At 45.6% G+C, this 23248-nt stretch carries 21 protein-coding genes; 10 read left to right on the top strand and 11 right to left on the bottom strand.

Annotated elements, in window-relative coordinates; translation table 11 throughout:
- Positions 1-296: 296 nt before the first annotated feature.
- The 5 genes from ACFOEE_RS09725 to ACFOEE_RS09705 form a co-directional block, all read right to left on the bottom strand.
- Positions 297-3443 (bottom strand): efflux RND transporter permease subunit, encoded by a 3147-nt coding sequence (locus tag ACFOEE_RS09725; RefSeq protein WP_377123645.1) that lies wholly within the window; start codon positions 3441-3443, stop codon positions 297-299.
- Positions 3440-4819, bottom strand: a complete 1380-nt coding sequence (locus ACFOEE_RS09720) for an efflux RND transporter periplasmic adaptor subunit (RefSeq protein ID WP_377123643.1) — start codon at positions 4817-4819, stop codon at positions 3440-3442. The genes ACFOEE_RS09725 and ACFOEE_RS09720 overlap by 4 nt, the downstream gene beginning before the upstream one ends.
- Positions 4797-5447 carry a TetR/AcrR family transcriptional regulator gene (locus ACFOEE_RS09715; protein WP_377123641.1) on the bottom strand — a complete coding sequence of 217 codons (651 nt, stop codon included), beginning with the start codon at positions 5445-5447 and terminating at the stop codon, positions 4797-4799. Before ACFOEE_RS09715 ends, ACFOEE_RS09720 begins: the two co-directional genes overlap by 23 nt.
- Positions 5448-5645: 198 nt before the next feature.
- Positions 5646-6533: a sulfite exporter TauE/SafE family protein gene (locus ACFOEE_RS09710; RefSeq protein ID WP_377123639.1), complete on the bottom strand. Its 888-nt coding sequence runs from the start codon at positions 6531-6533 to the stop codon at positions 5646-5648.
- 393 nt (positions 6534-6926) lie between these two features.
- Positions 6927-7715, bottom strand: a complete 789-nt coding sequence (locus ACFOEE_RS09705; RefSeq protein WP_377123637.1) for a putative porin — start codon at positions 7713-7715, stop codon at positions 6927-6929.
- 229 nt (positions 7716-7944) lie between these two features.
- Between ACFOEE_RS09705 and ACFOEE_RS09700 the strand changes: the two genes are divergently transcribed.
- The 5 genes from ACFOEE_RS09700 (at position 7945) to ACFOEE_RS09680 (ending at position 12909) form a co-directional block, all read left to right on the top strand.
- Entirely contained in the window at positions 7945-8604 is a 660-nt protein-coding gene (locus ACFOEE_RS09700; RefSeq protein WP_377123636.1) for a TetR/AcrR family transcriptional regulator, read from the top strand.
- A gap of 8 nt (positions 8605-8612) precedes the next feature.
- Entirely contained in the window at positions 8613-9560 is a 948-nt protein-coding gene (locus tag ACFOEE_RS09695; protein WP_377123634.1) for an HlyD family secretion protein, read from the top strand.
- The gene (locus ACFOEE_RS09690) at positions 9560-10504 is read left to right on the top strand and encodes an ABC transporter ATP-binding protein (protein ID WP_377123632.1); all 945 of its coding nucleotides are present in this window, start codon (positions 9560-9562) and stop codon (positions 10502-10504) included. Before ACFOEE_RS09695 ends, ACFOEE_RS09690 begins: the two co-directional genes overlap by 1 nt.
- Complete coding sequence (locus ACFOEE_RS09685; RefSeq protein WP_377123630.1) at positions 10488-11630, top strand: ABC transporter permease; 1143 nt, start codon at positions 10488-10490, stop codon at positions 11628-11630. The genes ACFOEE_RS09690 and ACFOEE_RS09685 overlap by 17 nt, the downstream gene beginning before the upstream one ends.
- Positions 11631-11940: 310 nt before the next feature.
- The gene (locus ACFOEE_RS09680; protein ID WP_377123627.1) at positions 11941-12909 is read left to right on the top strand and encodes a polysaccharide deacetylase family protein; all 969 of its coding nucleotides are present in this window, start codon (positions 11941-11943) and stop codon (positions 12907-12909) included.
- Positions 12910-13392: 483 nt separating this feature from the next.
- Here ACFOEE_RS09680 and ACFOEE_RS09675 read toward each other — a convergent pair whose 3' ends face one another.
- The 4 genes from ACFOEE_RS09675 to ACFOEE_RS09660 all read right to left on the bottom strand — a co-directional run bounded on the left by ACFOEE_RS09675 (position 13393) and on the right by ACFOEE_RS09660 (position 16876).
- Positions 13393-13848: a hypothetical protein gene (locus ACFOEE_RS09675; RefSeq protein ID WP_377123625.1), complete on the bottom strand. Its 456-nt coding sequence runs from the start codon at positions 13846-13848 to the stop codon at positions 13393-13395.
- A gap of 161 nt (positions 13849-14009) precedes the next feature.
- A complete protein-coding gene (locus ACFOEE_RS09670) occupies positions 14010-14870 on the bottom strand; it encodes a lipase secretion chaperone (protein WP_377123623.1) in 861 nt (286 codons plus the stop codon).
- A gap of 17 nt (positions 14871-14887) precedes the next feature.
- Positions 14888-15772 (bottom strand): esterase/lipase family protein, encoded by an 885-nt coding sequence (locus ACFOEE_RS09665; protein WP_377123683.1) that lies wholly within the window; start codon positions 15770-15772, stop codon positions 14888-14890.
- A gap of 264 nt (positions 15773-16036) precedes the next feature.
- Positions 16037-16876, bottom strand: coding sequence for a hypothetical protein (locus ACFOEE_RS09660; RefSeq protein WP_377123621.1), 840 nt, complete (start codon positions 16874-16876; stop codon positions 16037-16039).
- 265 nt (positions 16877-17141) lie between these two features.
- On the opposite strand from ACFOEE_RS09660, the gene ACFOEE_RS09655 reads away from it, so the two are divergent.
- From ACFOEE_RS09655 to ACFOEE_RS09645, 3 genes are all read left to right on the top strand, one after another.
- Entirely contained in the window at positions 17142-18059 is a 918-nt protein-coding gene (locus ACFOEE_RS09655) for a hypothetical protein (protein WP_377123619.1), read from the top strand.
- Between the two features lie 24 nt (positions 18060-18083).
- Entirely contained in the window at positions 18084-18689 is a 606-nt protein-coding gene (locus tag ACFOEE_RS09650; protein ID WP_377123617.1) for a hypothetical protein, read from the top strand.
- Positions 18690-18830: 141 nt separating this feature from the next.
- Positions 18831-19502 (top strand): DUF2461 domain-containing protein, encoded by a 672-nt coding sequence (locus ACFOEE_RS09645; protein ID WP_377123615.1) that lies wholly within the window; start codon positions 18831-18833, stop codon positions 19500-19502.
- Positions 19503-19509: 7 nt separating this feature from the next.
- Here the strand turns inward: ACFOEE_RS09645 and ACFOEE_RS09640 are convergent, their stop codons facing one another.
- Both ACFOEE_RS09640 and ACFOEE_RS09635 read right to left on the bottom strand, forming a co-directional pair.
- Positions 19510-20298: an EAL domain-containing protein gene (locus ACFOEE_RS09640; protein WP_377123613.1), complete on the bottom strand. Its 789-nt coding sequence runs from the start codon at positions 20296-20298 to the stop codon at positions 19510-19512.
- Between the two features lie 65 nt (positions 20299-20363).
- Positions 20364-21257 (bottom strand): LysR family transcriptional regulator, encoded by an 894-nt coding sequence (locus ACFOEE_RS09635; RefSeq protein ID WP_377123611.1) that lies wholly within the window; start codon positions 21255-21257, stop codon positions 20364-20366.
- Positions 21258-21473: 216 nt separating this feature from the next.
- On the opposite strand from ACFOEE_RS09635, the gene ACFOEE_RS09630 reads away from it, so the two are divergent.
- A complete protein-coding gene (locus ACFOEE_RS09630) occupies positions 21474-22664 on the top strand; it encodes an MFS transporter (RefSeq protein WP_377123609.1) in 1191 nt (396 codons plus the stop codon).
- Entirely contained in the window at positions 22664-23227 is a 564-nt protein-coding gene (locus ACFOEE_RS09625; RefSeq protein WP_377123607.1) for a GNAT family N-acetyltransferase, read from the top strand. Before ACFOEE_RS09630 ends, ACFOEE_RS09625 begins: the two co-directional genes overlap by 1 nt.
- The last annotated feature ends 21 nt before the right edge of the window (positions 23228-23248 follow it).

Below are 23248 nucleotides of genomic sequence, written 5' to 3'. Positions count from 1 at the left end.
CCCCTTTAGAACTGAACAGTTTTATTCCTCTCTATTTCGCTCTCTCACCTCATTCCCACGCGCCGCGTGGGAATGCTAGCTCTGTATTTCTTTCTATAGCTACTGACAAGAAAACCTTACCACGTAGAGTGTGACAACGAGAAACAAAGGATGGGTAGAGGAACAGAGTCAGCTAGCCGATTAGCTCAAGCATGTTGCAACTGTATAAACACAGCCAAAGCTGGGTTGCTTTACACAACTATACTGCGCTCTTTCCTCGTCCCCACGCAGCGCGTGGGAACTTAAGGAAAAGGACTTCAGCTTTGTGATTGCACCAACTCAGCAGCATGGTCAAAGTCATGGCTGGTATGTGGTTTAGCAACTCCAAAGTCTTCCAAAATAGCGTACAAACAAGGCAACACCATTAGCACCAATACGGTTGATGCGCTAATCCCAAACACGATACTGGTCGCGAGCGGAATAAGGATCTGCGCCTGAATACTGCTTTCAAATAACAGCGGCGTCATTCCAGCAATCGTCGTTACCGAAGTTAATACCACCGCACGAAATCTATCATGGCTGGCTTTGGCCGCCGCATCATGGACATTCATACCTTGCTTGACGCGACTTTTTACAAATTGCACCAACAAGATAGAATCGTTTACCACAATCCCTGCCAGCGACACAAACCCCATTAAAGATGGCATAGAGAAGTTGATCCCCATAATAAAATGCCCCCACACTACGCCTATCAAGGCAAAAGGAATGGCAACCATCACAATTAAAGGTTCAACGTAGCTGTGAAACTGCAGCGCAAGCAGTAAGAAGATCCCCACCATGCCGAATAAAAAAGCCTTACGGATCGACGCTTGGGTGATCCCTGCATTTTTCACTTCACCTTCGAAGCTATATTGCACCGAAGGGAAACGGCTCTGGAAATCTGCCAACCAAGTTTTCTGTAAATCACTAATCACCGCTTTGGCAGTGTTAAGTTCGGTATCAATATCACCATAAACCGACACACTACGCTGATCATTAATGCGGTTGATCACTGCAAAGCCTCGGGTTTGCTCGATATCTACCAAGGCTGCAAGTGGAATTGCGACTTTGCTAATAGGGTGAATAATTGGGAAGTTATCAAAATCAGCGTAATCGTCCATGCTTTGCTCAGCAAGCTTAACTGTGATTTCGAATTGCTCCACGCCAACGTAAGTTTCAATAAGTTTCACCCCTTGAAATGCCGGGCGTAATTGATTGGCCACCATGGCAGAAGTGATACCCATAGCCACCGCACCGGGTTTAAGCGTAAGTGAATATTCCGGCTTGCCCGGACGCATATTGTCAGCTAAGTTTTGCACTCCCGGATAACCACGCAGCCACAACTTCATTTCGTGCGCAGCTTGTTGTAGTTCATCCACATCGTCACCGACCAAACGTACATCAATTGCACGCCCTTGCGGGCCCAGTTTTGGCTCTTTAAATGAAATTGCCAAAGCTTGTGGCACGTCGCCAAGCTCTTCGCGCCAACTATCAATAAACGCCTGCACTTGGGTATTACGCCGCTCAGCACTTAATAAATCCACCGAAACAAAGGCAAGATTCGACCCTTGATCTTGGTAATCAGGGTTTTCACCATAAGTGACGGTCACCGCTTGGACTAAATCTTGCGTTTCATCTTGGCTAAACTGCGCGTTAGTACGCTCTAGTGCAGCTTGAATTTTTGCCATCACTTCTTGGGTTGCATTGAGAGGCGTACCGTTTGGCATCAAAAGCCGTGCTTGTACCACATCACCATCAATATCAGGGAAAGCTGTAAACTTTAAGGTGCCGGAGGCCAACATACTGACTGAAAATAAAAAGCAGCCAATCACCGACCCCACAGTCAGGTAGCGATAGCGAATTAACTTCTGATTCAGTTCATACGCTTTGTCGTTCCAAGTGAGGAACTTGCGCTCAAACTTTGCTCTCAATGTCGTTATGGTGGCGTTCCACTGATGTTCTGACGTCTTAGCTTGTAATGAATGGGATAAATGATTGGGCAGAATAAAGAAAGCTTCGACCAGTGACACTGTGATAACAGAAATCAGCACTATCGGGATGACTTTAAGAATTTGCCCGAGGTCGCCTTCTATAAACACTAAGCCAACGAAAATACAAAGGGTCGTGACAAACGACGAGCACACCCCAGGTAACACCACTAAGGTGCCTTTAAGTACCGCCTCTTTAATCGCCATACCTTGTTCCACATGGCGGCCGATTGATTCGGCAATGACGATGGCATCATCCATCAAGATCCCTAGTGCCAATAACAACGCCACCATAGAGAGCATATTGATTGAAATGCCAAGTTGCAGCATGACAAAAAAGCTGGCAAGAAATGCCACCGGTAGCCCCATCACCACCCAAAATGCGTAGCGGAATGAGAAAAACAACCACATCACCGCAAACACCAAAAGCAAACCTTGCCACGCATTGTTGATTAATAACCCAATGCGGTCTTCCACTATGCTGGTGTTGTTGTTGGTAATAGCGAGCGTGACACCGGAAGGAAGGCTCTGTCGCAGCTCAGCCAATACCGCCTCAGTAGCCGCTAACACTCGCAAGCTATCATCGCTGGAGTTTTTACTTATGGTTAAAAGCGCGGTCGGTTTGCCTTGGTAGTAAACACGGTTTTCATCACGCTCAAAAGTATCTTTAACTTCAGCCAGTTGGCTAAGCTGAATGTCATTACCTTCACGGCCGGCAGCTATCACCACCTCAGCAAGCGAAGCTGCATCACGTCTTTCATCGGTAATACGGATCTGTGTTTCCTGCTGCGGTGTTTGTAACATCCCCAACGGCAGCTCGATATTTTGCTGGGTCAGGTTTTGCGACAAGCTTTGCAAGCTCAACTCATGCTGGCGTAGTGCCTCTTGAGTGGTTGTTACCCGCAGTTGATGCTTAGAGAAATCTTTTATGGTCACAAGTGGAATGTCGGGATGATGTTGCAACTTAGCTTTAACCTGCTCTGCCAACATTTTAAGATCAACACGATTGAGATCAGCTGCAATTGCAACCGATACGACGTCTTGCGTGCGGCCGCGTTCGGTGATTGTCCACTGCTCAGCCTGCGCGGGAAAATCATCTATGGTATCGAGTGCGTTTTTCACATCGTTAAAAAATTTCTCAAAATTGCCATGTTCAAACATCTTCACCGTCATTTGCCCGACATTTTGCCGCGCAATACAGTGCTTTTCCTCCATAAAGCTAATGCCATCGAGCGCCTTTTCCAAACTTAAACAGATCTTTTGCTCGACGTTTTCCGGTGTTGCACCGGGATAAGGCACTTTTATATCGAGCTGATAGGTATTAATTTCCGGCAAAGTTTCGCGTTTTATTTGCGGTAAGCTGAACATACCCAACGCCAAAAACAGCAGCATTAAAATATTGGCTGCTGTTGGGTGGCTGATAAAATAGCGGATCATGGTTTAGCCTCCGCCGGCAATGCTGCTGCCGCTAACCAGTTTTCTAGCTGGCGCTGTGAGCGTTCATCGCTTTGTAGCTGCAACGACTCCCCCACAATCACAGGAAAGAGGTCGTTGGTCAGTACTTTGGCGCCCACTAAAGTGGCATCTTGCGATAACACCAAATTATTTTGCTTCAGGGTAGATTGTAAGGGTGTAGGGCGCAGTGTGCTGTTGCCATCTGCCAGTAAAATCTGTTCGTTGTTAACCAAGTGACGGGGAATGGCCACGAACCGCTGGGCTTTTGCCAATAGTTCGACTTGCGCCCGCATCCCCGCCAAAAGCGGTGGCTTTTTGCCAAGCTGCATTTGCTGATAGCTTTCGCTAATGCTTACCACCACGCCAACAGTTTGGCTTTGTGGGTCCAGTTCATCACTAAAGCGCTCTAACTGCGCTTGCCAAACTTGGCCTTGCTCCCCAAGTAACCGTACTTGCGCATTTAAGCCTTGCTCAGCCAAATAGGTTTGCATGCCGTTGCTACCAATTTCGGCAAAATCAGGGGCTTGATTAAAGAATCGCACAAACTGCTGAAACTGCGCATAATCAAACTGGGCATTGATCAATACTTTTTCGATACCACTGGCACTAAACAGCGGCATGCCCTTAGTCACAAGCTGCTGCTCCTCTGCCGACACTTGATGAATCCGGCCCGTAAACGGTAAGCGGATCACGGTGCGGCTCAGCTCTAGTTGCGCTTTATCAACATCTGCTTGGGCTTGCTTTAGCTCGGCGTCCAGCACTTTGAGTTCTAGCGGGAATAAACTCTGCTGATTCAACAAGCGTTGCAACTCTTGCTGCTGCACCAGCACCGCTTGTTTGGCTTTGTTCAATTCAGTTTCTGAGGCACTGCGCTGGGTAAAGAGGGTTTTAAGTCGGGATTCCTCGGCATTCGCAATCGCCAGTTTGTGTTCGCTCAGTTTAATATCTTGCAGGGTGTTTTTAATTGCAGTGTGTTTCGCCGCTTCGCGCAATTCGGCGCTGGCTAACGCGGATTGTGCTTTGGCTAACTGTAACTGGTAGTCGCTGTCATCAATCCGCAGTAATTCAGTACCGGCAGCAAACAGTTCACCCTTTTTTAAGTTAGGGTGTCGATAGACAATGCGCCCCGACACTTCCGCCAAGCTGTTAAGTGAAATATTTGGCGTCACGCGGCCGTAACCGGTAATCGCTGGGCGCATAATATGCGACTGTAAAGTCACATATTCGGCCAAACGTGCCTCAGATTGGTAATCTTTGTGAGACATCGCCGGCTTAATCGCCATCACTAGCCCCACTAATACTACGCCGCATAATGCCGCTAAGGGCAGGTTTTTCCTATGTTGAAAGTTCCAGCTCATGATCTTTAGACTCCTTAAATCCTTCTAAAAAATGCTGATACGAATCCTTGCACCAATGACTACCGAACAGTAATTCGTCATCAATTTGCCAGGCGTATTGCCTAACGGCACGAAATAAAAATGGCGACACCAAACTGGTAACCAAGTGAAACGCAGCCACCTTGGCGCGTACTGGGTCGGCAATACCCGTTTCCATAGCCACCAAACGAGGCAAAAACTTTGATACCCGCATGGGAAATGCCTGCATAAATGCTTCAGCAAGCGGTGTGGTTTTACCTAATACCTCTTGCCCTAATAAGTGCACAAAACCAGGCCTTGCACGCAGTAACTGACCAAACGCTTCAATAAACTTAAGTACTGGTTGCGCAGTATCATTAAGCTCTTCAAAACTAAGAAAATGTTCATCCGCAATTTGGTTTAGTAAAGCAATAAACAATCCGTCTTTATTACCGAAGTAATATTTGATCATGGCAGAGTTAATGCCCGAGACTGAAGCGATATCACGAATGGTAATTTGGCTGTAAGCCTTACCATCAAGTAGCTGTTGTGCTGCTTTAAGCAGTTTATTGCGTTGTAGTTGTTGTTTTAATGGATCGATCGGTCGTCCACGCTGCTTCACTGTTGTCACGGGGTTCTCTCTTGTTTAGCTAATTGATTCAAATATTAACGAATTACCTTAGCGAACTTTTATATTTAATCATACGATTAAATAATTAAATTTAGCAAGATGAGAATCACGATTATTTTACATTAACCTAACTCAGCTCTGCATCGCAAAGCTGAGGTTACCAAGAAAAAGACGCTGTTTTTCAGCGTCTTCTCGCAATTACTGAGAGAGCAGCTCGAAGCCCGTGAAACCAACTTCCAACGTAATTAGTAGCAGCAGAAAACTCACCAAGTGACCCACTTTGACCTTTGAACAAACATAAGCGCCAAGTGGTGCCCCAACAACAACGATAGGGATTGCAGCCAGTAAGTAGCTTTCAATTTCTGGGGTAATAGTATGTAAATGCCATGCATTGATGCCACTGCCCACCAATGATGTAAACGCCATCACCAGTACTGAGGTGGCCGTTGCCACTTTGACATCAGCATTGTAAGCAATGACCAGTAAAGCAAAGAGCGCAATGTCTGCACCTGAGCCAACTAAACCACTGGCAATACCGCCTAGAAACGCCACCAGCATAAAACGCATTGGTTTTGGCTGAATGTATCTTGCTGCCGGTTGGTGATGGACTTTACGCCACCAACGCAGGATTAACGTGATAGCAAAGCATAGGAGTAGAAAACTAAAAATTGACTTGGTAAGCAGACGCGGTGCGTAAGGCGCGACATAAAGTAAACTTAACCACACCCCAAGAGCCGACAAAGGCAACGCCATCAGCACCACATTGCCGTAAACTGGAATACGACGACATAAAATAGTGATAGACGCAGCTGTCATACCAAAACTTTGAATAGCCAACGAAAACACCTTGGCAGTCGCAGGTTCTATATTAAGTACCTTGGTCATTACTGGAAAGGCGACTGCCCCGCCGCCAAGTGCGGTGCCGCCCGCAACAAAAGAACCAAGCGCCATAGTCGCGGCAATGCTAATTTCATGGTAAATCTGCACTAAGGCTTGTGACAGACCTTGCAGCCAAATCAGTCCTAAATACACTAGACCTGTAAAAACCAAAGGCCAGGAATTGGGTTGTCGAAGTTTTTGGATCACAATGTTTCCTTATTCTGTAAGTCCTAAGTACCCCGCACTTGATACTTATGCAACGACGCGAGGTAAGCCATCTAGCTGGTAAAATTATTTCATCATCATGTTACAAATTTGTAGCTATACTTGCTAGTGCTTAGTATTGTGAATTCGCTACTGACTGGAAATAGTCCGTTCGGACCAAATGAAAACAAGATTGGAGTTTTTACTTTAATTTGGTAGTGCGTCGAGCGCATGACTCAGTTACTTGGTGTTACAACTTGTCAAAATTAGCCAAGTAATACAGACTTTAATTTGGTAACGCATAAAAGCAAAAAAGCAGTATGGTTTACGATTCCATACTGCTTTTAGTACATGTTCAGAGCATCAAGTCACAACTTAATGTCGACGCTATTCAATTTAGAACTGTGCAACGAACTCTAGATTAAACATCTCTGCGTTGTCTCTATCTAGATAATGAGCAGTAAGGTAATAGCTGCTATTGAAGAAGTATTTAGCTTCTAGTTGCAAATCAGAATCATTGACACCCGCACCTAAAGCGAAATTACGGGTAAAATAGTAATCAGCCATTGCGCTGAATACACCGTCGCCATCATTGTCAAGGTATTCTGCATCTAAGGTGAAATAGCTGTCTGCTTCAATATTTTTCAAATAACGCGCAGATACCGACCATGCATCAAATTCATCATCAATATTGGCATTAAAACCTAAATAATCCGTATCATTGAGATAATGTAAATACTCAGCTTTAAACCATTGCACATCAGAGCCATTATCTATGGCTTGATTACGAATAGAGAGCTTTAAATTATCTGAAACTAAATAACCTAAACCGATACTGTGATTATCGAAATTATCAACATCTTGTACCTCTGCGGTTACAAAAAATTGATTAAAGAAGTATTCGCCGCCAAAGCCAAGCGCATCGCTACCCGGCGCGTCATAACCAAACGCATAGAAATTGCTGTCTGTGTCGATATAACCGTAGTCATCCCATACACCTGAGCTATCCTGTGCTTCAAGGTAGTATTGCGTAGCAAATGCATAAACATCAAGATTGCTGCCGTGAGCGACATCTACGTTGGTGTAACTTAAACCGTTGAACCATTGTTTAGTATCAAGCTGAGCAGCTTGAACTGATGCACAAGATAAAAGACCCAAAATAGATACAGATAATAGTGAACGCATAGAAATCCTTATAAGCGTTAAAATAATAACTAGATAGGGTATACAACCCTGCAAATAAATTGCGGCGGCATACTAACAGCAAAAGAATTAACTTTCCATGAATAAATCCAAAGAATATCAGTAAAAAAATAATTTGCTTTAATCAAATTTGCAGTTACGTTTAACAAATGACATTGCACAGTAATCCCTCTTAGTGGCATATTAATCAAGCGATTAAAGGGAACTCCAAATGACGACTCAAGTGATTGAAAACACCCCAGCCTCTGCACGTCCAGCCAGTGAGGTGAGTCCATCTCATTCTCGCACTCGTTTGCTCGCAGCTGCAAAAGCACTGTTTTTTCAGCATGGTTACAGCCAAGTGACCACTCGCGCAATTGCAGCTGAGGCAAATGTCAATGTCGCCTTAATTCGCTATCACTTTCTAGACAAAGCAGGCCTGTTTGAAACGGTACTGCGTGATACCGCAGCGCCACTACTTGAACAGCTCAAACATCGTAAAAATGTCCCTGCCGATGAAGCCTTTCACAGCCAGTTTATTTTACGCTACTACCAAGTGATGGCTGCGCATCCAAGCTTGCCTAAACTGTTATTTAGCGCCTTACATGATGAGACTTCCCAAGAGCACGAGATTGTCAAAAAGGTGTTTTTTAATCACCTTGAACTCGGGATCAAAACCATGGGTGCTTCATTTGCTCAACTGCCCAGCAAGGAAGGCTTAGATCCACGGCTACTGCTGTTGAGCTGTGTGTGTTTGTCCGTTTTTCCATTTTTGTTGCCCCCAGTCATGCGTCCGCTTGTCGGACTGGATTTAGACAAGTTTGACTGGCAAGACATCGCCCGCCACCAACAAGCATTTTTAAATGCAACACTGAAAAGCTGCCAAGCATAGAGGACATTATGAACAACCCGCTGAGACTCATCGCCACCGCACTCATCAGCATGTTAGTGCTGAGTGCTTGCCAAGAAGAGCCAAGCCGCGCTTATGGCATTATTGAACGCGCACAGCTGCAATTAAGCAGTCCATCGCCATTGCAGATTAAACACATTGCGGTGTCGCGCGGCGAGCAAGTGAACAAGGGCGCTAAGCTGGTGTTTATGGATGATACCTTGCAACAGCAGCAAGTGGCTGCAGCGCAAGCCGCACTGTCACGCAGTCAAGCCGCATTGGCGCTACTGCAAGCGGGTACCCGTGAAGAACAGCTAGCACAAGCACAAGCACGGGTTGATGCATCACAAGCAACTTGGCAAGAAGCAAAACGGCAATTAGTGCGCCAACAAAAACTAATGGCGGAAGGCCTAACCTCACAAAATGCTTTAGACAGCGCCAAATTGGCGGTCGACTCCAGCGCTGCACAATTTCATGAAGCTACTGAGCTACTTAAAGAGTTACAAAAAGGGGCGCGAGTACAAACCATCGAACAAGCGAAGCTAGCGGTCGATGAGGCGCGAGCGCAGCTCGCCATGGCACAAAAGCAACTACAAGATTTAACCTTAGTCGCCCCCACCGACGGTATAGTTGAAGAATTGCCTTGGTATGAAGGTGAGCGGCCTCCTGTTGGTGCACCGATTGTGATGATAGCCGACAGCCAACAGGTGTTTGCGCGGCTTTACTTACCAGAAGAAAAACGTGCCACCATTAAACTTGGCCAAACCATGCAAATCCATGTTGATGGTAACGCTCAGCCTCTGCAAGGCAGCATTAGCTACATCAGCAATACAGCCAGCTTCACGCCTTATTTTGCCTTGTCACAACAAGAGCGCGCGCGCCTAATGTACGTTTTTGAAGTGCGTTTACCCGCATCTACGACTTTGAGCAGCGGCACACCAGTCTGGATGGCGCTGTAATGAACGATGAAAAGAGCGACGAAATCGTCGTCCGCTGCACTAACCTCGGCAAACGTTTTGGCGATTACTGGGCAGTGTCTGAACTAGATTTAACCATCCGCAAAGGAGAGATTTACGGCTTCCTTGGCCCAAACGGCTGTGGTAAGTCGACCACCATACGCATGTTGACCGGTTTGTTGACCCCCTCTACCGGCGAAGTGGAAGTATTAGGCAAGGACGTTGCAGCGCAGGGCGAGGCATTAAAATCCCGCATTGGTTATATGACGCAAAAGTTTTCTCTTTATGGCAACCTTACGGTTTTGGAAAACTTGCAGTTTGTCGCTCGCATTTATGGCCTCAATAGCAGTGCCGCTCAGGCTCGAATTAGTGAATTAATCAGCGAATATGACCTTGGCAGTAAGCAAGATGTGCTGGCTGAATCCTTAAGTGGCGGACAAAAGCAGCGTTTAGCCTTAGCAACCGCAGTGATCCACAAACCTGCGCTATTGTTTTTAGACGAACCGACTTCAGCCGTTGATCCCGAAAACCGCCGTGCATTTTGGGAGCAATTATTTGCGTTAAGCGCCCAAGGCACCACCATTTTAGTCTCCACGCACTATATGGATGAGGCCGAACGTTGCCATCGTTTGGCGATTCTCGAACAAGGTAAAAAGCGTGCCGACGACAGCCCCAGCGATTTAATGCAGCGGCTTAAAGTGCATGTTTGTGAGATTTCTGGTGAGCAGGTCTCAGCGCTCAAGGCGCCATTAAGCAGTTTGCCAGAAGTGATCTCAGTATCGCAAATTGGTGCGCGGCTACGGGTGTTGGTCGATAAACGCAATGACACTCCGCTTGAGTTACTGCGCAGTAAAATTGGCACTGAGCACCAGCTTGACTTTACTCGCCCCAACCTTGAAGACGTATTCGTAACCAATACCGGGAGGGGTTATGCTGCATTGGCTTAGGCTATCTGCCATCGTCACTAAAGAATTTAAGCAGCTTTCACGCGACCGCATTACTTTTGCCATGATTGTAATGATCCCGCTGGTGCAGCTCTTGCTGTTTGGCTACGCCATTAATACCGATGTGCGTCATGTGCAGGCAGGTATTGTCGATTTAAGCCAAACTCAACAATCAAGACAATTGATCCAAACCGCAGCTAACACCCAAGTCGTCGATTTTATCGGCTATTATTCTTCGGCCGAGCAAGCTGAAGCAGCGATTGTGGCCGGTAAAGTCAGTGCGGTTTTGGTGATCCCCGCAGATTTTGTGCGCCGTGGTTTACTTCGCGATTATCAGCGCACAGCCACTCGTGCTGGCAACACTAGCGTCAGTAGCAGTGTGGCGCAGTGGTTGATTGATGGCTCAGATCCCGTACTGGCAGGCGCGGTCTCGGCCTTAAGCCAATTGCCAATGGCGATTAAACGCTTACCACAAGCCAGTTTGCCCAACCCGCAATTTGCCCTACTCAATTACTTTAACCCCGAAAAGCGCTCGTCAGTCAATATAGTACCAGGGCTTATCGCGGTGATTTTAACCATGACGATGATCTTGTTTACCGCCTCTGCACTTGTGCGCGAGCGCGAGCAAGGCAATATGGAGTTTTTGATAACCACCCCCATTCGCCCTATCGAATTGATGCTCGGAAAAATTTTGCCTTACATCATAGTCGGCTATATCCAAATGGCGATTATTTTAGCGCTCGGCCATTGGCTCTTTGCGGTGCCGCTGAACTTTGATATCGGCTCGCTATTATTGGTGACACTGCTTTTTATCACCGCCAGCCTGACTTTAGGTTTGCTAATCTCAACTAAAGCGCAAAGCCAGCTACAAGCCATGCAAATGACGGTATTTGTGTTACTCCCGTCGATTTTGCTGTCAGGATTTATGTTCCCTTTTGCCGCTATGCCAACTGTCGCGCAATACCTTGCCGAAATCTTACCCGCAACCCATTATGTGCGCGCGATTCGCGCTGTAGTGCTAAGAGGCGCTCACTTTAGCGACCTACAATTTGATATGTTGTGCTTAGTGGCATTTAGTGTGATTGGTTTTATTATCGCCACCTTAAAATTTAAAAAGCGCCTTGATTAATCTAGGCGCAATTTTTCTGCTTGGTTATTGGCATTCTAAGTCAGGACAGCCGTAAGCTAACAGGTTGTAAACGCAGACCTGAATGGGTTCAAGCAGTAATTTAGCAATGTTCTAGACTCTGAATCGGCAACAACAGCACGAATAGTCAAAGACAATTAAACTTTACATCAACGTAGCGGGATGCCTCAGCACCTTGCTTTGATATCTCAAATTAATCATTCACATACCTATTTAACATCCAAAATTAGAACATTGATTAATAAATTGTTATGTTTTATGATTCAAAAACCAAAGGAAATTGGAAATACTCATGTTTATGATGAAAGTAATACACGTGTCATTCATTACCTACTTATGCCTTGTTAGTACTTTTGTAGACGCCAATGAACACATAGAGAAAAAAATCTCAATCACCTTTGATGATGTACCAATTCATGGTGAATTTGCACTGTCACCGCAATCTCTCGCAAATATCAACCACAAGATCTTAGATACCCTCAAAAAGTATAATATTAAAGCAACGGGATTTGTTAATGAAGGTCACCTTAAAGACAATGCCAAATTATTGCAGGAACTGTTATCCGCTTGGCAACAACATGGTCACGAACTTGGCAACCACACTTTTTCACATATTTCCTATCACCAGAACGATTTGAACACCTATCTGACGGACATTCAAAAAGGCGCTGCTACAACGCAAATAGTACTAGGCAAAGTGAAACAAAAATTTTTTCGCCCGCCTTATTTGCATGCTGGCAGCACCGATGAAGCGCAACTCATGTTAGATGAGGGCTTACACAAGTTAGGCCTACAACTAGTACCAGTAACGATGGAAAATGCAGATTATGTGTTTGACGCCCCTTACACAAACAAACTTGAAAGTAAAAACCTCTCTGAGGCAAACACTTACAAAAAACAGTATCTAGAGTTCACTGAGCGTAGATTAGACTTTTACGAAAGTGCCAGTGCAAAAATGTTTGACCAACCAGTACCGCACATCTTAATGCTGCATGTGAATCAATTAAACGCTGATAGTTTAGATAGCATTTTGATGTCGCTACAATCTCGAGGCTATCAATTTCAAAGCTTGGAACAAACCTTACAGCAACCAATATACGCTCAGCCAACTCAGGCATTTAAGTTCGGTATTCACTGGCTATTTCGTTGGGATAAATCCAAGGATAAAAAAGTGAACTGGGCGTCAGAGCCTGAGCCCTCTCAAGATGAGTTTGCCGAACATCAACAAGCCTTAACAATTCTAAAAAATGGAAAGCTCTAGTGTACAAGTCATTGCGCAATATCAAAATTGGTGTCTCTGGTATGGGGGAGCAATTTTGGGTTAGTGTTGGTAAAACTAAACATTTTTACATAGTGAAGAGCCTGTAACAGATCGAGCCTACAACAGATTTTGTGTAACTGCCATTTAGTTAATGTGCTTTTCGAGGCGATCCTCGAACTCAATCATAAAACGGCTCAGTGAATGAATTGCTGACCCAACGCCGTAAGTTCACATCCTTCCTCGTCATCAAAAGCTGACACAAAAGACTTAGAACCATTCCCTCTGGACCTACGTTGCGAAGTCTTTGCTACGAAATTGCCGAATTAATCTGTTTCTCTGTATTGCCGAATAACCCCGCTGGTGCTTACATCACGAAATAAAAGCTTATATAGGTTTGCGTCAGCAGAATCTTCTCGGACAGCACCTTGCCAATCTTGTGCCAAATTTTCCCTCTCGTGATGCGATTGTTATTGTATATAGCAGCTACAACTTGGAAGTGCATTTCTGAGTATTGATTGATCCAATCAATAAACATACGGATGACGTCATCGCTTGAAACTGCACTACTTGCAGCATTAGCCAGAATATTTCTGATAATTCTCGTTTTTCTTCACTTTCAGCGCAAGACCACTCTCTAAATGTTTTCTTGACCAAAGACTGATATGAACGGCTATCAACACGCTCTGAAATTGCTTGGTCTTGCAAGTCTAAACGCGCCATGATTTCAACAATAGTTTCCTCTTTTTCTTTCAACTCATCTTCCAACATTTGAGCCCAGTGCCGAAAGAATTTATTTACCTTGTCTTGTTCCTTTTCAGACCAAGCCACAGCTATAGCAGAGAAAACACCTCCCACAAATGGAACAACTCCGCCAGCAGCTTGAAGAGCAGCTTTGCTTCCTTTTCCCGATTCTGGCATTTCACTCTCAACATCACTCATATTTTTCTCCCAAGCCATAACAATCTTAATCTACGAACGAGTTGCCCAATTCCCTGATGATATGAAAAACTTTTAAATCGGCATACACCAATCTACCAAGTTTAAACCTGGGCCTTATCCTATTTAGCGATGGGTGAACATTTAAAAGCTCTCCGCTGTCATTACGGATAGCTTGCTAATACTTGCACGCGCTTACGTTCGGTGTTGCTAAATTCCCGTTGTAAGTAGGCTTGTGCGGCGGCGGCATCGGGTTCGCCAGCGATAAAAGTGCGCCATGCAGCTAGCTTCTTATTCCACTGTGCTTCCTCAAGCTGTAGCTCTGTAATACGCTCTTGCACTACTTGCGGCTGCGACTTAAGCCAAGTTTGCGCTTCTAAAGCATTTGCGTTAAGTGCTTGATAGGACTCGTGCAATTGCAAGGTAGGCAGGATTGCAGCTTGATGAGCATCTGGCAGCGCAGCCACACTCTCGGCCAACTGGTAAGCTTGTTGCTCTTTGGTTAAGTGTGAGTCTTGCAATATCGCCTGACGCGCTAACATACCTTGGTGCCACTGCATTTCATCAGCAAACCAACGCTGATATTGCGCCGGCGAAAAATGCTGGCGCAGTAGCTCATCCAATATCGCAACCCGCTCGGCGAGTGTAAACTGCTGCCAAGCCAGCTTTCTTTGCGCCTCTTGTAGTGCCGTAAACTGCTCACGCAATTGTTGCTCACATGCGCTTTGCGGTTTGGCGTCTGCTTCACGCCAATTTGCCATAAAGCCATCAAGCAAAGCACGCGAAGCGATAATTTGCTCGCAGTCGGTTATTGATGCAGCTGCAAGTGACTCAGTGGTAGAGGATTCAGCGGTAGAGAGCGGCAAAGCCGCATCAGTTGTAGTCGTTAACCCAGCAAGGTGAGGTTGCACCTGTACAACCTCATTATCGGCGCCTGCTTTTACGCTATCGGGTTGGGGAGCATCGGTTGGCATAACCCTCAAATACCCCGCCACAGCAATAACAACCAAAGCGATGACGACCATGAACCGAACCATAGCTATCACAACCCTAAGTTCGTTAGGCGCAGGCCTTGCTCACGATATAAGGTGAGCGGATCGGTATCAAACCAGTGGTGAATACCAATAAATTGATTGACTTCATCAAGGTGGTTAAGCTGGTAATGGGTGCCTATCACTTGCCCTAAATGACTAGAACAGGCCGCCACCAGCCCATCATTTGGCTCGTTAAACGTCAGCCCAAATAAGCCTAACGCAGCATCAGCTGGGTCGAAAACATTGGTAAAAGTTGCAGAGCCGCTCCAAGAAAAATAATACACGCCATTGGCTGCCAGCATATCGCCCTGCCCGCAGTAAGCCGCCGGTACACCTTCAGGATATTTTTGGTTAAATGCCACTGTACCTTGAGTTGTTAACGCAGCGAGTGCCTCCAATGGCATCTCAGGGCTGCCTGATTTACCTGAGAGTAAATCAATAAACTCGGCTAGCCCCTTAGCAAGCGCAGCAAGAAACGCTTCGCTAAAGCTCCCTTGCGGGACTTCTTTGCGCACCACATCAGCAAATTGGCTCCCCCAATTTACGCCGCCAACGCTAGTGACCGAGGCCACCCACTGCGGCTCTACTGACGCCACATAACGGCTGGTTTGCGCCCCTTGGCTATGACCGATTAAATGCACTTTGTCTGCACCTGTCAGTGCCCGCACTAACGCAACTTGGGTACGTAACTGCTCACCGCGTAGCTCTGAATTGTGCGCAGCCGACACCTCCGCGACATAAACTTGCCGCCCTTGTTCGGTAAACACTTGCGGCACACGGTAGAAATAATCCACACCAAGCAGTGAATCAAAGCCAAACAAGCCATGAACTAACACAATTGGATAATTTTTACCGCTATCCATAAGTGACTGCGATTGTTGCGCTACCGCCATAGTCGAGAATACTAAAAAGCTGCTAGACAACAACAATAGTGCGCACCACAGCGATTTTAGGGAGAGAATATTATTCATTTTACTTGCCTCTTTTTACATTGAATTAACAATAAAAATTAACCAACACTGATCAGAGGTCAAGCCAAAATTATTATTTTTGTATATTTTTTGTAAAATTATAGAGTTTTTACCCTGTTCTTTTTCCATAGGTGAGCAGTAACTCTACCCACATTACTAGGGGTTGCGGTACTATTAGCTGTCACTTTAAGTAGGCTGGGCCTGCTTGGTTAATTTAATAAAATCATGATGTTGGGATGGTAATAGCGCTAGCTGCAACAACAGGCATTGTGACGAAAAGTACACCAACCAGTTAAGCTGACGAATAATCGGAAAATAACCTGCACCATTATTACCAAATAACCAAAACTGCCCGATCAGCGCATCCGCCACAGTAGCCAGCACCAACCCCCCAGCAACCAGCCAGTAAGGTAACGCCAATCGTAATTGATAACAGCGCAGTAACAAGAGCAGCCCAAACGCCGCGGGTATTGCCACTATCATGGCATAGCCACCAGTCATAATCAGGATATAACGGCCACTCTCTGGCAACATCATAGTAAGGAACGACGCCAGCCCAAGCGCTGCGGATATCACTGCCGCACCAAACAATAGCGCTATTGAACAGCTAAGTTGGCGCAGCACGCTGGCTGCAAGTAAGCTGATAAGCATATAGCTTGGTGCAAAAAACCACACCGAATCAGCAAGGTAGTCATGTTTAATGAGCTCGCCATAACGGTAAAATTGCGCACTTAAGTTTAAGTTAACGATATCGCCTGCTAACGCCAGCACTAAGGCAAGCGTCAACATTAACGCCCGCTTCGGGGCATCCGATATGTTGCTCTGTAACTCAGCTTGTTGGCGCTTTTGGCTAATAAATACCGAAAGCGCGATAAATACCACCACTCCCATAGCAACAACATCAAAGAGTAACGTTATGGTGGAGGGCGCACCATTAAGCCACAGCAATTCAGTGCTGGATTTCAACATCGCGATTAACCACACGCCCCCTACAAAATTAAGGGCAATATTATGCTCAATCCGCATTCCTTTCTCAGCAAAACAACTCACAAGTCCTAGCTCCAGTGTTATACATTTTTCTACTTTTTAATTAGTGTAATGTGTTTCTACCCTGAGTACACTATAGCCAAACGCTAGGATGACCGTTAAGCATCAAGTCGCAAGGGGCATCGAGCCGCAAGTGGTTTGTTCAACAAAAGCTAGGCACACTGGCAACCGCAAGTTTTTATACAATTACCGCTGACAACTAAATGAAGAAAAGTCGGCATTTTTACATTATGAGGAACTAATTATGTCTAAAGCACTGGGAATAGCCGCCGTCACACTCGCAAGTGTGGCAATTGTCATCAGTGGCTACCAGCAGCTTAACACCTCACAGCCTGCTCCTAAACCTGTTACTAAGCTCAGCATGCAAGCACCTAATTCAGCACCAGCCAGTCAGGTGCACGACATTGCCAAAACTGCGGCAACCAACGAGCAACAGCTTGAGGCACTGCAAAACTATATTGCGAATTTAGAACACAGACTCAATGAGCTTGAGCAAATCGTGCTCTTAAACCAACCAAATCATGAAGAGTTTAGCGCCAAAGTGCTGGAAGTGATGGAAACCAAGCAGCAACAAGAGCTAGAAAAAATGCGCACGGAAAATCCCATTTTTAGCTTTTACCAAACTTTGCCAGAAGATTACGAGTTGAAGCTCAAAACTGATCCAGACTACGCCGAGCGTGTCAGTAAAGAGCTGCGCCAAAAAGCCTTAAACGATAGCCTTTCCGCAACCGAGCGTTTAGCCGCAATTGGTCAATTGCAAATGACCATGTTTGCCTTGAATAAAAGCGAACTGGAGCAATATGACTACGAAGTGGTCGACAGTGTGCTGAAAATGACGACTCGCTTAAGCGACGATAAGCTGAAAATTCAGGCCATGGAAATGCTGGCGCACACCCCAGTCACCGACCAACGGCTAGCGCATACCTTCTCGACCATGTTAGAAAAAGAAAGCAACGAGTATATTCGCTCGCTGGCTGCCGATGGTTTAATGTCACAATATTTCCAAGCTGGTCGCAATAATCCGGCGCTGCGTAAACAATTAGCGCAGGAGATCTTGGCTTTGTATGAAAACAGCGGTGACAGCAAAGTACACGGTATCTTGCAGCAACAATTGGGTGATGAGCAGTTTTTAGAAGAGCTACGTAAAAACGCCAGAAACTAGCAGCCAAGTGAACGTAAAAAGCACATGAAAGTCATTGTGATTTGTGGCGCGTCTGGCAGTGGTAAAACGTCGTCGGTAAAAAACTTGGCAACTAAGTTTGCATGCCCATATCTATTGTTTGATGAATATCTTGATGCAGATACCTATCCTCAAGACATCAAACAATGGTTTTTAGAGGGGGGTGATTTAGCGCAAATTACCACGCCACGATTGGTTTCAGCGCTGACTGCGTTTACGAAGCAAAACGAATATCCCTTTATTTTTGTTGAAGAACCTTTTGGCCGTTGCAGAACGGCAATTGCGCCTTTAGTCGACGAAGTGGTGCTATTGGATATGCCGCTGGAAATATGCCTTTCACGCGTGATTATGCGAAACATAAATAACTCACCTTCAAAGTCGCACATCATGATCGCCAATTACTTAGCACGGTACGACGACCATTTACGGGCGATTTACCGCGAAATGGTTGAGCGTGCCCGGCAAAGTAGCGACCTGATTGTTCAAGACCTCGGCTCAGTTGAACACCTAGCCGAGTTAATCTGCGAATGGCTAACAAACCACTACGGTTGCAAAGCCATATGGACAGACTGGGCAAATGCAAAATGCTCTAGCCGCTTAGGTCTTTTATAAAATTGTGAGCCTTTAGATTATTCGCCTTAAAGTTAAGGCGATATTTTCGACAAACTCGCCACATACCTCTCATAACTACACTCGACAGCGCGCTGAAATTGCTCTAATTTGCCAATATATAAGCTAAAGAGGCGATGCATCATGTTTAGCACAAGAACATTTGATTTTTTACAGCAATTAGCAGGCCACAATGACCGCGAATGGTTCAAAGCACATCAACAAGAGTACGAAGATGTGGTGCGTACCCCAGCCCTTAGTTTGATAACAACCTTAGCACCAAGTGTACAAACCTTTTCACCGCGCATTTTGGCGGTGGCGAAAAAAGTTGGTGGCAGCTTGATGCGCGTGCAACGTGATACCCGTTTTGCGCATGACAAATCCCCTTATAAAACCAATATCGGTATTCAGTTTCGCCATTTTCAGGGCAAAGATGTGCATGCGCCCGGCCTCTATCTGCATATCGCCAATGATGAATGTTTTCTGGCCGCAGGTATTTGGCATCCTGAGAGCAAAGCACTGAATGCGATTCGTCATTGTATTGATGAAAATCCCAATGCCTATCAAAAAGCATTACAAACGCTGCAAAAAGCCGATTTTGTGATGGATGGTGAGAGTTTACAACGCCCGCCGCGAGGCTTTAGCGCCGACCACCCATTACTCACTGAATTAAAACGCAAAGACTTTATCGCCGTGAAAACAATCAGCAAAGATAGGGTGCTAAGTGCCGATTTCCCCGAGTGGCTGATGTCACAATGGCAAGCATGTAAACCCTTAATGGCTTACTTATGTTTTGCGTTGGAGTTGGATTTTTAGCCAATAATTATAATTGGCTAAAGTCAACCTCGGGCAGCGCTTCAAACGCAGGTTTAGCAAAAAAGTAGCCCTGCATTAAGGTTATGCCCTGCGCCTTGAGCCATGCGTACTCAGCGTGTGTTTCTATTCCTTCAGCTAAAACTTCGCATCCTAACTCACGCAACATGGCGACCTGATGTTTAACAATCGCCTGACGGGTTTTATCTGTATCAATGCCTCGTAGCAACGCCATATCAAGCTTAACAATATGAGGTTGGAATTCGCTCAGTAAACCTAACCCGGCGTAACCTGCGCCAAAGTCATCAATCGCGGTAATAAAACCTTGATCGCTATAATACTGAATAATTTTTTCGACATGCGCTACATCGGTAATTTTTTCAGTTTCGGTAAACTCAAACATGATTTGATCTATGGCAAAACCGACTTCTCGTGCGGCACGTAAAGTGGTTTTTATGCAGCGTTCAGGTTTGTAAACTGCATTAGGCATAAAATTGATACTGAGTTTTTGTGTCATACCCAGCTTTTTTGCTAGGGTTATCGCTTTAACTCGGCACATTTGATCGAACGCATAGCTATTTTTGTTTTTAACTTTGTTTATCACCACATACGCCGATTCACCTTGAACACCTCTCACCAAAGCTTCATAGCCAAATATGGTTTTTGCTTTCACATCGACTATCGGCTGAAAAGCCATAGAAAAATCAAATTCTAACTGCTCAGCTTGCATACAGTAGTCACAGCCATCTGGCTGTACATGCTGCACAGGAATACTTTGTTGTGCATCCATCTGATTCATTCGTTATCCTCACACATGTTCTTCCAAGTATAGGGAATATTTACGACATGTCGATGTAGTTCGGTTCAACTGCGTACCACATTTCGTAAGTTGGTTTTTAAGTGTTCAATAAACAACTTGGTTTTATACGGCGTAAAGCTCGCTTTGGGATAATAAGCCCATAACTGCTTAACCGCAGAGCGTACTTGCGGCATCACAGGCACCAATAAACCAAGCTGCACCTCACGTTCGATATAATGCGGCGAAATAAATATCAGCCCCATGCCTTGAATCGCCGCTTTGAGGATGGCATCGAGGTGATCGGTCACGAAATTGTAGTTTTCAAAGGTAAATACCCGCCCATCATCCAATATCAATCCCCCTTTCTTTTGATAGTAGTTGGTCAGCAACATTTTGTGCTTCGCTACTTCTTTTAAAGTGGTGATAGGTGGATGCTGTTTTAAATAATCCGGCGCGGCAAATATCTGCATTTGATAATCGATTAAACGTTTGCCAACGTGGGCGGTTGAATCAAACTCTTCATGGTAGCGCGTGATCACTAAATCATGGTGTAGATCAGGCGGCGCGCCGGGTGGAAGTACGTTTAAATGGATGGTAAGACGTGGATAAAGCGCTAAAAACGATTTGATGTTCGGCATTAAAACCGTACTACCGACCGCTTGCGTTGCAGCTATTTTTAAGCTGCCTTGCGGCTCAGTATGTGCGGACTGCGCATCATCTAGCATGGCATCAAAGTCATTGATCCAACGCTGTGCTTTGGGTAAAAACGCCAGTCCTTGCTCGGTTAAATTGACTTGTCGCGTAGTACGTACCAATAAACTTTGTCCAAGCTGTTGTTCAAGCCAATCAATCCGCTTACTCATGGCCGAAGGCGAAATGCTCAGTTGCTCCGCCGCCTTCGTAAAGCTGCCAGTTTGTGCCAACCAAGTAAAACTGCGTGCGGCATTCAACCAATCCATAATTAATTCCTGTTAGGAAAAAGTATTTTAATTATTACCCTATTTTTAAGACATTAAAAGCCCATTATAGTACCGCCCAACTGAGGTAATAATCGAACCGTCACCCTAGTGAGTTAGCCTCTCTTGGTATGATTGTCGCACCCCAAATAATACGGTGAGTAACAGCTTGTAGGTTGTCCACCAAGTCACGATCCAAAATAACAAGGTAGCAGCACGATGAACAAAACCCCGATGTGGGTTCCCCTCGCCGTATTTTTATTGTCCTGCTCGCAGCTTGCCAGCCAAATTTATATGCCCGTGCTGCCAAGTATCGCTAACTCACTGGCGCTCAGTGCAGGTAGCAGCCAAGCGATTATTGCCAGTTATTTTATTACCTTAGGTTTGTCGCAGCTAATAGTTGGACCAATGCGCGATAAATTCGGTGACCGTCCGGTGTTTATCTGTGGTCAGGCGACCTTACTGCTTGGCACTGTACTTTGCTCTATTGCACCTTCCGCTAGCTGGTTTTTATTAGGTCGTGTCCTTCAAGGAATTGGCGCTGCATCACCGCTGCTGATCAGCCGCACTTTATTAGCTGCACAGCTCAGTGGTGACAAACTCAAAAACGCCATGGCGACCTTAGCGATTTGTTCTAGTGTGACCTCGCTACTAGCACCGCTCTTTTCCGGGGTATTATCAGACTGGTTTAGTTGGCAAGGAATGTCGTGGGTATTGGTCGTCTATTACAGCCTAATTACCTTGTATGGTTTATCGCTGCTTAAGCACACAGAGCGAGCAAGTAACTCAGTTCATCCTAAGTTTTTAATTAAGCAATATCGCGAGCTTTTAAAACGCGGGCCGTTTATTACCGTTGCTTGTATAAAATGGGTACCGACATTTTTGTATCTCACCATTCAGCTGTATCTACCTTTTTTACTCAGTCATGAGTTTGGTTACAGCGACAAGGAAACCGGTCAGGCGATGATGCTGCCAATGCTCGGTTTATTGATTGGCTCTAGCGTCGCGAAAATACTACAAAAACGCTTTAGCTACTTAGACTTAGTGCTATGGTTTTGGCCTATCTTACTTATTGGTGCGGTACTTTTTGCCGTCAGCGAGCAAGCGCTGCTATTTTTGCTCGCCTATGCGCTGATCATGTTGGTATTTGGTGTGTATTTCCCAAGCTATATGCATCTTATCGGCGTAATTGAGCCGCAAAAGGCTGGCACAGCAAATGCGCTGGTGGGCGCCATTGAACTGTTGGTGTTCACTTGCCTTGCTTGGGCTATCAACCAATGGTTATTGCATTCGACTATCGCGGTTGCCGTTTTTGTTACCTGCTGCGCGGCCGTCATGATAGTGGCATGGCAGCGCCTCAACGCGCGTTTTGCTGAGCTTAGCCTGCAAACCTTACAAGGGAGTAAATAATGTTATTTCATACCACACGTTTAACCATCAGACCACTGGCAGAACAAGACTTAGCAGCGGTTTATCAGCACCGTAAAGATCCGCAAACTTCACGCTATATCGGCAAACCTGCGACCTTAGACGATGCCAAAGCGCGTATTGCCAATGCAGCGCTACCTTGGCAAGGACAAGAAAATGAGCGTTTGATGCTAGCGGTGGAGCTGACACCATGCGGTACTTTTATCGGTGAAGTAATGTTCAAATACATCAATCTTGAAGGTGAAATTGGTGAGTTTGGCTACCGTTTAGCCGCAGAGTTTATTGGCCAAGGTTATGGTTATGAAGTTGCCGCTGGCTTGATTGACCATTTATTCCATGTACTTCCGCTGCACAAGCTTACTGCCATTGCCGCAATAGATAACCTTGCCTCATGGAAGCTGATGGAAAAGCTTGGTATGCAACGTGAAGGCGTACTGCGTAGCCATATGAAGCTGAAAAATGGCCATGAAGATTGCGTATTGTATGGCATTTTAAAAACCGAATGGCTTGCCCGCAACCACACACCATTAGCCCGATTGGCCTGAATTAGGCAGGCCAATCAAATC

Origin of the sequence: Pseudoalteromonas fenneropenaei (assembly GCF_042643375.1) — a bacterium.
Lineage (GTDB): Bacteria > Pseudomonadota > Gammaproteobacteria > Enterobacterales > Alteromonadaceae > Pseudoalteromonas > Pseudoalteromonas fenneropenaei.
Note: the sequence above shows the minus strand (reverse complement) of the source record. Positions and strands in the feature narration are given on the sequence as shown.

Excerpts from the sequence above, each read along its gene's own strand:
- ACFOEE_RS09675 (WP_377123625.1), bottom strand. The coding sequence starts at position 13,848 with ATGAGTGATGTTGAGAGTGAAATGCCAGAATCGGGAAAAGGAAGCAAA.
- ACFOEE_RS09705 (WP_377123637.1), bottom strand. The coding sequence starts at position 7,715 with ATGCGTTCACTATTATCTGTATCTATTTTGGGTCTTTTATCTTGTGCA.
- ACFOEE_RS09700 (WP_377123636.1), top strand. The coding sequence starts at position 7,945 with ATGACGACTCAAGTGATTGAAAACACCCCAGCCTCTGCACGTCCAGCC.
- ACFOEE_RS09625 (WP_377123607.1), top strand. The coding sequence starts at position 22,664 with ATGTTATTTCATACCACACGTTTAACCATCAGACCACTGGCAGAACAA.
- ACFOEE_RS09665 (WP_377123683.1), bottom strand. The coding sequence starts at position 15,772 with ATGGCGGTAGCGCAACAATCGCAGTCACTTATGGATAGCGGTAAAAAT.
- ACFOEE_RS09645 (WP_377123615.1), top strand. The coding sequence starts at position 18,831 with ATGTTTAGCACAAGAACATTTGATTTTTTACAGCAATTAGCAGGCCAC.
- ACFOEE_RS09685 (WP_377123630.1), top strand. The coding sequence starts at position 10,488 with ATGCTGCATTGGCTTAGGCTATCTGCCATCGTCACTAAAGAATTTAAG.
- ACFOEE_RS09670 (WP_377123623.1), bottom strand. The coding sequence starts at position 14,870 with ATGGTCGTCATCGCTTTGGTTGTTATTGCTGTGGCGGGGTATTTGAGG.
- ACFOEE_RS09660 (WP_377123621.1), bottom strand. The coding sequence starts at position 16,876 with ATGCGGATTGAGCATAATATTGCCCTTAATTTTGTAGGGGGCGTGTGG.
- ACFOEE_RS09695 (WP_377123634.1), top strand. The coding sequence starts at position 8,613 with ATGAACAACCCGCTGAGACTCATCGCCACCGCACTCATCAGCATGTTA.
- ACFOEE_RS09650 (WP_377123617.1), top strand. The coding sequence starts at position 18,084 with ATGAAAGTCATTGTGATTTGTGGCGCGTCTGGCAGTGGTAAAACGTCG.
- ACFOEE_RS09690 (WP_377123632.1), top strand. The coding sequence starts at position 9,560 with ATGAACGATGAAAAGAGCGACGAAATCGTCGTCCGCTGCACTAACCTC.
- ACFOEE_RS09725 (WP_377123645.1), bottom strand. The coding sequence starts at position 3,443 with ATGATCCGCTATTTTATCAGCCACCCAACAGCAGCCAATATTTTAATG.
- ACFOEE_RS09680 (WP_377123627.1), top strand. The coding sequence starts at position 11,941 with ATGTTTATGATGAAAGTAATACACGTGTCATTCATTACCTACTTATGC.
- ACFOEE_RS09640 (WP_377123613.1), bottom strand. The coding sequence starts at position 20,298 with ATGAATCAGATGGATGCACAACAAAGTATTCCTGTGCAGCATGTACAG.
- ACFOEE_RS09655 (WP_377123619.1), top strand. The coding sequence starts at position 17,142 with ATGTCTAAAGCACTGGGAATAGCCGCCGTCACACTCGCAAGTGTGGCA.
- ACFOEE_RS09720 (WP_377123643.1), bottom strand. The coding sequence starts at position 4,819 with ATGAGCTGGAACTTTCAACATAGGAAAAACCTGCCCTTAGCGGCATTA.
- ACFOEE_RS09630 (WP_377123609.1), top strand. The coding sequence starts at position 21,474 with ATGAACAAAACCCCGATGTGGGTTCCCCTCGCCGTATTTTTATTGTCC.
- ACFOEE_RS09635 (WP_377123611.1), bottom strand. The coding sequence starts at position 21,257 with ATGGATTGGTTGAATGCCGCACGCAGTTTTACTTGGTTGGCACAAACT.